We start from the raw sequence: 8,408 nt of genomic DNA, 5'->3' as shown, positions 1-8,408 counted from the left end.
AGCGGGATCATTTAGAGATTCCGCACTACAAAGAATAAAAAAATAAAAACACCACTGTACGGCGCCCAACACCGCATCAGACGTCCATGCGCCCTTTTGAGGGGCGCACGGCGCTGATGCAATCGTTCTGTGCAATAAGTACTAACTTAGCCAAGGTTGACCGATTAAAACTATAGAAATGGCTAACATCGAAATGATTCAATCAATTGCCGCGATAATTTCGCCAATAACTGATAGTATTGTCAAAATTTTTATAGAACCCAGATTAGCAAAGTTAGACCATAAAGTCCGACTTCAAGGAGAAAGGATAAGTCACATAATATCAAACAATTTTAAACAATATCTCAAAGATTCTTACAAGCAGTACTCTGTGATAAACACTATTTCATTAAGAAATAATGTCAGACTACTTGATGACATTTATGAGCCGTTAACTTTAATCAATAAAGCAGAATTAAAGTTTACCATTGAGGACGATTTCGATTATAGCTTCTTCTTAAAGAACAAAAAAATAATTATAGTTGACAATGCGGGTATGGGAAAGTCAACAGTGATGAAGAAAATATTTACAAGCATAATAAAAGGTAAATTTGGCGTGCCAATTTTGATTGAACTACGCCGCATTAATAATGACAATCCTATTTTAAAAGAGATCTCGAACCAGCTCAATTCTATATTTAATGAAATTAATTCTTCTTTTATAGAAAGCTTAATTGAGCAAGGTAATTTTGTTCTCTTATTTGATGGACTCGATGAGGTGCCCTTATCAGATAAAGAATTTGTGATTAATGAAATCGATCGATTTGTTTATAAGGCTCCAAAGAACGTTTTTATCATGGCTTCAAGAGATGAGCCAACAATTAACAGTTTTGGGTCATTTTTGAAATTATCAATCAGTCCCCTAACTAGGGAGAAAGCATACAGCCTATTAAAAAAGTACGATATATCACAAAAAATAGCTAACAAGTTAATTGAAAAATTAGAGTCTCCTGAGGTTAGAGAAATTAGCGAATTTCTAGAGAATCCACTATTGACTTCACTATTATTCACAGCTTTTGACTACAAGAATACAATTCCGTTCAAAAAGCATCTATTTTACAGACAAGTTTATGATGCATTATTTGAAATGCATGATCTCTCGAAAGGCGATGCGTTTACAAGGGAGAAAAAGACTGGTCTAGATATTGATGAATTCCACAGGGCTGTCAGGCATTTAGGTTTTTATACTCTCAGGTCAAAAAGAACAGAATTCGATAAAGATCAAATATTAAAGTTTATTAAGGAGACAAAAGTATACACTAAACTTCCTTTTAAAGAGTCAGTCTTTTTAGAAGATTTGCTACAATCAGTTCCGTTGTTGACTAGGGATGGAGTTTACATTAAGTGGGCCCATAAATCCATTCAGGAATATTTTGCCGCCCAGTTCGTTTATCTAGATGAATCAGATGAACGTAAAGCTGTTCTAGAAGCTATCTATGATAGTGAACAGTTTTACTACTGGCGTAATTTCATGACAATATATTATGCTATTGATGAAGTCACATTCAAGCGCGTGGTTTATTTGAAGGCACTTGATGAATGTATTTCTATTTTTGAAAAAAATCAAGAACTTTGGGCTCAAAATATGATATCTGAGCGTCAAATTGAATTTAGAAATAGGCTGACAGCTGGATACAAAATTTACTTGGTAAAAGGTGACTTGAAAGGTGACGGAAACAATATAAGCAAAGTAGATTTATTATTTGACGCCGTCAAAGGCTATAACGAGGATATATTTTATAAATTTCCTTTAACGTTTGTTCCTTCTGGATTAAAGATTGAAAGTAGACTCAATTATATTAAAGTACTTAAAGCTGCTACTCCTGCTAGGGAAGTATTAGAGATAGTTAGAAATAACTCACTATTAAATCGTAGGGATGGCCAAGTTTACACCGCCTTTAATACCGCCGAGGTTGTTAAGAAAAAAGTAAAATTACGATTTCTTTTCAAAACTGTAAGAGAGTTAACAAACGATAAAAATTCTAATCTCAACAAGGTCAAATATTTTGACGACGTAAATACTATACTTTTTCACTCAGATAATTATTCTAATCTTGGGACATATTATTCACCAGATTTAAAATTGATGAAAAAAGCGAAAATTTCAATAGAAGCCGACATAGGCAATAATGACTTAAATACATTAATCGAAGGAATCTAGATGCACAGAACATCGCGCCACCGTCAAGCCGGCGGGAAAGCATTTAGATGTCGAGAATGCTTCATCGACTAGGACAGAATGCTAGTGATTCGTGAGTTGGTTGGTGGAAGCCGGCCTGCGGTGGCGCACCCGTTGTGTGCAATCAAAAACGACATGGTAAGACTACCACTCACATATAAAATGCTATTAGGTAACACTGAAGCTTTGACAAGCGAGCAATTGAACTCTGTTGCCCCGAGCAAATCAATATTGTTTCTATCTACACTTTCATACCAGGTTTTCAAAGGAATAGATCAAGAAATATTACTTAAGGACCTATGTGCATCATGGGGCGATGAAATAGGTACTCTTATATCTTCAGCATATAGTCATGCGAAGAAGCACTCCGAACACGAAATTGAAATTTTTTCAGAGTGGATGATTACAGAGTTTATCAAGATAATGCTCGTTGACTGGGCAGAAAATCCACAAGATGAATCAAAAAATATTGGCGGGCTTGATGAAGTGATTGTATTTATTAAATATCTAAAATTTGTTCAAAAATACATAGAGTCTGGTGTTCATGGCAAAGTCATACTAAATGAAGATGGATCATTCAATTTTAATAGAACTTCATACCCAAGCTATATCAAACAATTTGAATTTGGACAGCCTGTAGGCGTTATTTATCAATCAGTATATGCGTATGCATTCTTACAGTCAATGGCAGACGCTTTCCCTAAATGTTATGCCAATTACCTTCATCACTACAATGTAGATTCATCGTGGTTGATAGCAAATTTCTTTAATGCAACTGCTAAATTATTTTACGATCATAGTGACGGTTACCCACTGCCAGTGTTTCACTTGTCAAATAACAGTATCGCTGAAAAAGTATTTCGAGAAAAGTTAGTGCCACCCGAGAAATCAACGATACAGAAACTATTGTCTAGGCGATATCTGATCTTCAAAAAGCACCCGTTCTTTCAGCTTTCTGACGATAGGATCTGCATATTGTCTTGGCGATACTTGATGGACGCGATTGGGAATTCAGTCCCTTACGATTTTTATGAGAAGTCAGGTGTTTCAAAAGAAGTTTCGAGATGGGTACATTTTAAATCGCATTATGTTTCAGATAAATTTGCCGAGAATTATTTGTTTAAACCAATTATAAACCAAACCCTTCATAAAAATCATAGGGTAATTTTATTTGATAGTAAACCCTCTCGCCCAGATTGCTACATCAGAGACAATAAGCGTATATACATAATCGAGTTTAAAGATTTATCAGTCAGCGATAGCTTGGTAGAGAACTCTACTTACGACGAAATAACTCAATACTTCAAGCATCGGCTGGTAGAAAATGAGAAAGGAAAGGCTAGAGGTATAGGCCAAATACTAAAATATATAAAGGAAATAAATAGTAACCCGTACATTCAAGATGATTTTGTCACCAAAGGGATTAATTTATCGAAAATTGAAGTTTACCCTGTTATTGTTTATACCAACAGTATGTTCGCTTTTCCTTTGGTGGCCGATATCGTCAATGAGTTCTTCGACGCCTCATCTTTCGACACCAACTTTAAAGAAATAAAGCGTCCGATAACGATGTCAATGCAAGTCTTCTTTGATCACATGGACGTGTTTCATTTGAACGCTTTACATAAAGTATTCTCCTGCTATTATCGTAGCTCAGCAAAGATTAGAAAAGCAAATAGAAAAAATAACGATATGGATAGTTTTATGAGCAGACAAATATATAAACATCATTCATTAGAACAGACAAATGCTTTAAGAAGCAAATCATTAAAGCGCAATTACCATATTCAACGTTCGATGATTGGTCAGTATTTAGATTTCTTGGGCGCTCCTAAAAATTAAAAATGCACACAACACCGCCTACCACGCACAGCCGCCGGTTGAGCTTTTGAGTGCTAACATTGCTTTAGAAGTGGCCAGAATGATGGTTGTTACCCGTAGTACTTGCTGATGAAGGCGGCCGTCGGGTAGGCCCCCGTTCCCTGCTATTAAGAAAAAAATGAAACAGATAAATAAATTCAGCGATTTGAGATTAGAAGGCTACTGCATCTATTGTGGCGGAAAACCAGAAACAAGAGACCACGTTCCGTCGAAGATAATTATGGATAAACCATTTCCTGAAAATCTACCTGTTGTACCAGCTTGCGATAAATGTAATCAAGACTTCTCGAAGGATGAAGAATATTTTGCATGCTTAATTGAATGCATTTTAAGAGGAACGACAGAACCAGAAAAATTGAAAAGAAAAAAAATCAAAGACATACTAAATCGAAAACCAAAATTAAAGGCGAGATTAGAAAAAGCAAGGATTATACAGGAAGGACAGATTTATTTTAAAACAGAGGAAAAAAGGGTAAGAAATGTGATTTTAAAACTTGCAAGAGGTCATGCGACATATGAGAATAGTGAACTTCAATTAGATGAACCGACATCAGTATCAATAAGACCAATTACCTTAATGAATGAAGATGAGCAAATTGAATATTTTTCTCATGATGAAGGCTTATTGCCCGAAATAGGAAGTAGAGCATTTCAAAGGATGTTTAAAGAAAATGAAGGACTTGTGAATGATTGGGTAATCGTGCAAGAAGATAAATACATCTATTCGATTAATCATGGAAATTTAGGTTTGACAATCAAATTTCTGATTTGGAACTATCTTGCTTGTGAGGTAATTTGGAATTAAGAACGCTTTAAAAAAGAATAGAATGCTACCAACTTGGAATGTTGATTTGGATGTTTACGGACCTATTACTATTAACAGGGTAATCAATTTTCGTCAAAGAAAAGAGTTAAATTATCATGACAGATTGTATAGTAACATTGAGATTAATAAGAATGGAAGACACGGAGTTAAAATAACTGCCACAGCGTTTTCAAATGAGTTAATTTACGCAAAGAAAGCTGCTTTGTATTTTGTTGGTCAAGCAATTGATACTTTAAGTTTTTCTGTAAATCTTCCAATTTATTTGAGTTACACCGCAAACCGAATATCAAGTCCAAAAGCTGAGGAAGTAAGAAGAATTATTGAAGATGAAGAATGGGTGCAATCATTTAAAGACGCAAGATTATACAATTTGACCGAACCTACTTTTTTAAGAGCATTAGGTTGGTATAGAAAGGGTTTATGTTCGGATGACCCGTTTGATAAATTTTTAGCTTTTTGGAATTCAATAGAAACTATCACAAGTAAATACAATCCTAACAAAGCAAATTGCAATGATAGAGGTTCAAAGTGCCATATGTGGGAATGTTTCAAATCAGTTTGGGGTGAGATTCAAGAATGGAAAGTAATCCCAAATCAAGAATTATGGATAGACCAGAATTATGATACCCGAAAAGATATAGCCCATGGAATAGCTTCGATTGATATAGAAGTAATAGAACAGATTATACCTAAGATTGAAGTGATAAATGAAGTTGCATTTGAATTTATCAAGGATTGGAAAGAGAAAATGTTAAACCCGAATGTAACTCCTGAAATAAGAGAAAAATTGATATAAAAAAAAGAAAACAGCAGGGAACAATGTGTATGTCGTTCATGTCGGCTAAACGCCGCCACGCCGCATACACGAACCGTTGTACGCAATTAATTGTACAGTCAAGCGACCTGGTATACAAAAGTAAATAGACCTGGGTAACACTTTTTCAACCCGGATTTTAGCGGTAAAGCCGCTATGCCATTCGAAGAAGTGAACCGTATGGACCAGAAAAGAGCTTTCATTTTAGATTACCTAAGCGATCAGTACTACTTCAACTCGATCTGCGAGAAGTACCACATCAGCCGCAAGACCGGCTATAAATGGGTGAGGCGGTATCGGGAACTAGGCGAAGCCGGACTGGACGACCGCAGCAGCCGCCCGCGGGTGGTGGCCAATACGGTTGATGAGGCCATGGTGGGGCGTATCGTAGCCCTGCGCCGGCCGACGCCGCGGGCTATCTTGGGTGCCCGCAAGATCCGGTCGGAGCTCCTGCGCGAGTATGCACCGGAGGCGGTTCCCAGCTCGACGACCATTCACAACGTACTGGTCCGTCAGGGCTTGGTGGAGCGGCGGAAAGCCCGTCGTCGCACCTATCCGGTCAACACAAAAAACGACCCGCAGCAGAATAATGAGCTGTGGACGATCGACTACAAGGGGCACTTTCCGATGGGTAACCGTCGACGCTGTCATCCGCTGACGATCTGCGATTCGCATAGCCGGTATCTGCTGCGGATCCAGGGCCACTACCGTGAGACGATCCGCAACGTACAGACGGTGCTGCGGCAGGTCTTCCGGGAGTACGGTCAGCCCACCCGGTTGCTATCGGACAATGGCGGCTGCTTTGCCAGTATCCAGAGTCCGTGCGGGTTTGGGACGCTGTCGTACTGGCTCATCGACCACGGCATCGAACCGATCTTCAGCGATCCGGGGTGTCCGGGGCAGAACGGACGGCACGAGCGGATGCACCGGGATCTGAAGAAGTACTGCTGCAGGTCCCCGGCCCGGGACCTACGCGGTCAGAACCGGTTACTGAACGAGTTCGTGGACTTTTACAACCACCAACGGCCGCACGATAGCCTAAATCGACGGTACCCCTCGGAAGTGTACACGACCTCGCCAGTTCCGTACACCGAGCGGGTAAAGCCCCCGGAGTACGATGAGACCGTGTCAGTCCGTAGGGTACTGAAGGGGGGAGCCGTGCGCTGGGGCCACGACGAGTGGATCATGGTCAGCCGGGGACTGCGCGATAAGTGGGTCGGCATCAAGCAGATCAGCGAGCTGGTGTACGAAGTCTACTACCGACGGGTGTGCCTGGGCTTCTTCGAACTGGGCGAGCAGATCGAAAGCGGGCGCTACTACCGTTTGGTATCGGATCGCGACTTTCCGCAGCGGAGTCGGGACCGGGAGGCGCGCAACAGGCGACAGTAAAATTGGCGCGCCCGGGGCCTGGCTTCCTTCCGGCCTACGGCCTCCAGGAAGCCAGGCCCCGGGCGCAGAAAAGGAAAAACAGTGATATTAATCGTAATTTTAAAAAGTGTTACCCAGGTGGGTTGACTTCTGTTACCCAGGTCTTTGGTACACAATTAATAATAACCTTAATTCCAAATTTTATTAAATTGTGTGGTCACACATCACTTTCAGAACAACATTCAATACCTATCTATGAAAAAGCTGACAATTAGAGACCAGCTTGACATCAAAGCATATTTAGAACTCGACCAGAATGAATTAGCAATGATGGATCAGCATTTTAAGGATCAGAAGATTCAACTGGAAGTTAAAGAGCTTTCTACATTAGACCAGGATGAATTGGCAACGATGGATCAAGCTCAACGCGAACAGAAGATTCTGCGTGAAATTGAAGAACTATCAAAACTGAATCAAAATGAGCTTGCTATGATGGAAGCTCATAACGAACACCGAAAAGTAACTCTTCAAATTCAAGCGTTTCTAGAACTTAACCAAGAAGAACACAATGCGATACAGCTTTTTTTAGATGAAGCTTTAGAAAACAATCAGATAAACGCATTCATAAAATCGCGTAAATATATAAAGGATAGAGCTAAGTATATAAATGAATACAATATTGCATCTATACCTGTATCTTTTAAAGAAGAATACAGGTTAAAAATAAATTACTGTTCGAATTTCCTGTCTGAAAATCAAGTGGAAGAGCTAGTTCAATATATTTATATTATAGTATATTTTAATTTAAAAGATCACTGGGTGGCTAATGTAATAATTGATATGAACGATGATTGGGATTCATACAAACATATTAGGTCGAAGAATAGTCACGGACCGAGAAAAACCGTCAATGGAATAATCCCGACTTGCTTTCACGTGCTGCATAAACTTTTAAATTTGAATCGAGGTGGTGGAGAAAACCTGACTGCCTTCAGCCAGTATTAAAAGTAATAGTTCCAGGGTTAAAATAAAATTATCACAAAATGCGTACAACACCGCCTACCACGCACAGCCGCTAGTTGAGCCTTTGGGTGCTACCATTGCTTTAAAAAGGGCGGAATGAATCTCGGCCTCTTTAATGTTTGCCGGTGGAGGCGGCCGTCGGGTAGGCACTCGTTCTGCGCAACTAACCATATATTACAGCGAAAACAAACTAAATAGTTACGAACTGCAATGAAATTTAAAAGAATAAAGGTGGAAGGTCTGTTCGGCACTTTCAATCACGATATAAAGTTTGGAAA

Annotated in this window: 6 protein-coding genes; all 6 read left to right on the top strand. The window is 39.2% G+C overall.

The features are described 5' to 3' along the window. Positions 1-178 precede the first annotated feature (178 nt). Positions 179-2,200 carry an NACHT domain-containing protein gene (locus DRW39_RS21975; RefSeq protein ID WP_116109397.1) on the top strand — a complete coding sequence of 674 codons (2,022 nt, stop codon included), beginning with the start codon at positions 179-181 and terminating at the stop codon, positions 2,198-2,200. 78 nt (positions 2,201-2,278) lie between these two features. Continuing rightward, the gene (locus DRW39_RS21970) at positions 2,279-4,060 is read left to right on the top strand and encodes a hypothetical protein (protein ID WP_157976311.1); all 1,782 of its coding nucleotides are present in this window, start codon (positions 2,279-2,281) and stop codon (positions 4,058-4,060) included. Between the two features lie 157 nt (positions 4,061-4,217). Continuing rightward, positions 4,218-4,904 carry a hypothetical protein gene (locus DRW39_RS22440; RefSeq protein WP_157976310.1) on the top strand — a complete coding sequence of 229 codons (687 nt, stop codon included), beginning with the start codon at positions 4,218-4,220 and terminating at the stop codon, positions 4,902-4,904. A gap of 22 nt (positions 4,905-4,926) precedes the next feature. After that, on the top strand, positions 4,927-5,721 hold the full coding sequence (locus tag DRW39_RS22435; RefSeq protein WP_157976309.1) for a methylamine utilization protein MauJ: 795 nt from the start codon (positions 4,927-4,929) through the stop codon (positions 5,719-5,721). A gap of 198 nt (positions 5,722-5,919) precedes the next feature. Next, positions 5,920-7,128, top strand: a complete 1,209-nt coding sequence (locus DRW39_RS21955) for a DDE-type integrase/transposase/recombinase (RefSeq protein WP_198664981.1) — start codon at positions 5,920-5,922, stop codon at positions 7,126-7,128. Between the two features lie 234 nt (positions 7,129-7,362). Beyond that, entirely contained in the window at positions 7,363-8,112 is a 750-nt protein-coding gene (locus DRW39_RS21950; RefSeq protein WP_116109388.1) for a hypothetical protein, read from the top strand. Positions 8,113-8,408: the final 296 nt, after the last annotated feature.

Origin of the sequence: Lewinella sp. IMCC34191 (genome assembly GCF_003390935.1) — a bacterium.
Classification (GTDB): Bacteria; Bacteroidota; Bacteroidia; order Chitinophagales; family Saprospiraceae; genus Neolewinella.
Note: the sequence above shows the minus strand (reverse complement) of the source record. Positions and strands in the feature narration are given on the sequence as shown.

What these genes read in the sequence shown, in the direction of transcription:
- DRW39_RS21975 (WP_116109397.1), top strand. Translation starts at nt 179, where the DNA reads ATGGCTAACATCGAAATGATTCAATCAATTGCCGCGATAATTTCGCCA.
- DRW39_RS21970 (WP_157976311.1), top strand. Translation starts at nt 2,279, where the DNA reads ATGCTAGTGATTCGTGAGTTGGTTGGTGGAAGCCGGCCTGCGGTGGCG.
- DRW39_RS22440 (WP_157976310.1), top strand. Translation starts at nt 4,218, where the DNA reads ATGAAACAGATAAATAAATTCAGCGATTTGAGATTAGAAGGCTACTGC.
- DRW39_RS22435 (WP_157976309.1), top strand. Translation starts at nt 4,927, where the DNA reads ATGCTACCAACTTGGAATGTTGATTTGGATGTTTACGGACCTATTACT.
- DRW39_RS21955 (WP_198664981.1), top strand. Translation starts at nt 5,920, where the DNA reads ATGGACCAGAAAAGAGCTTTCATTTTAGATTACCTAAGCGATCAGTAC.
- DRW39_RS21950 (WP_116109388.1), top strand. Translation starts at nt 7,363, where the DNA reads ATGAAAAAGCTGACAATTAGAGACCAGCTTGACATCAAAGCATATTTA.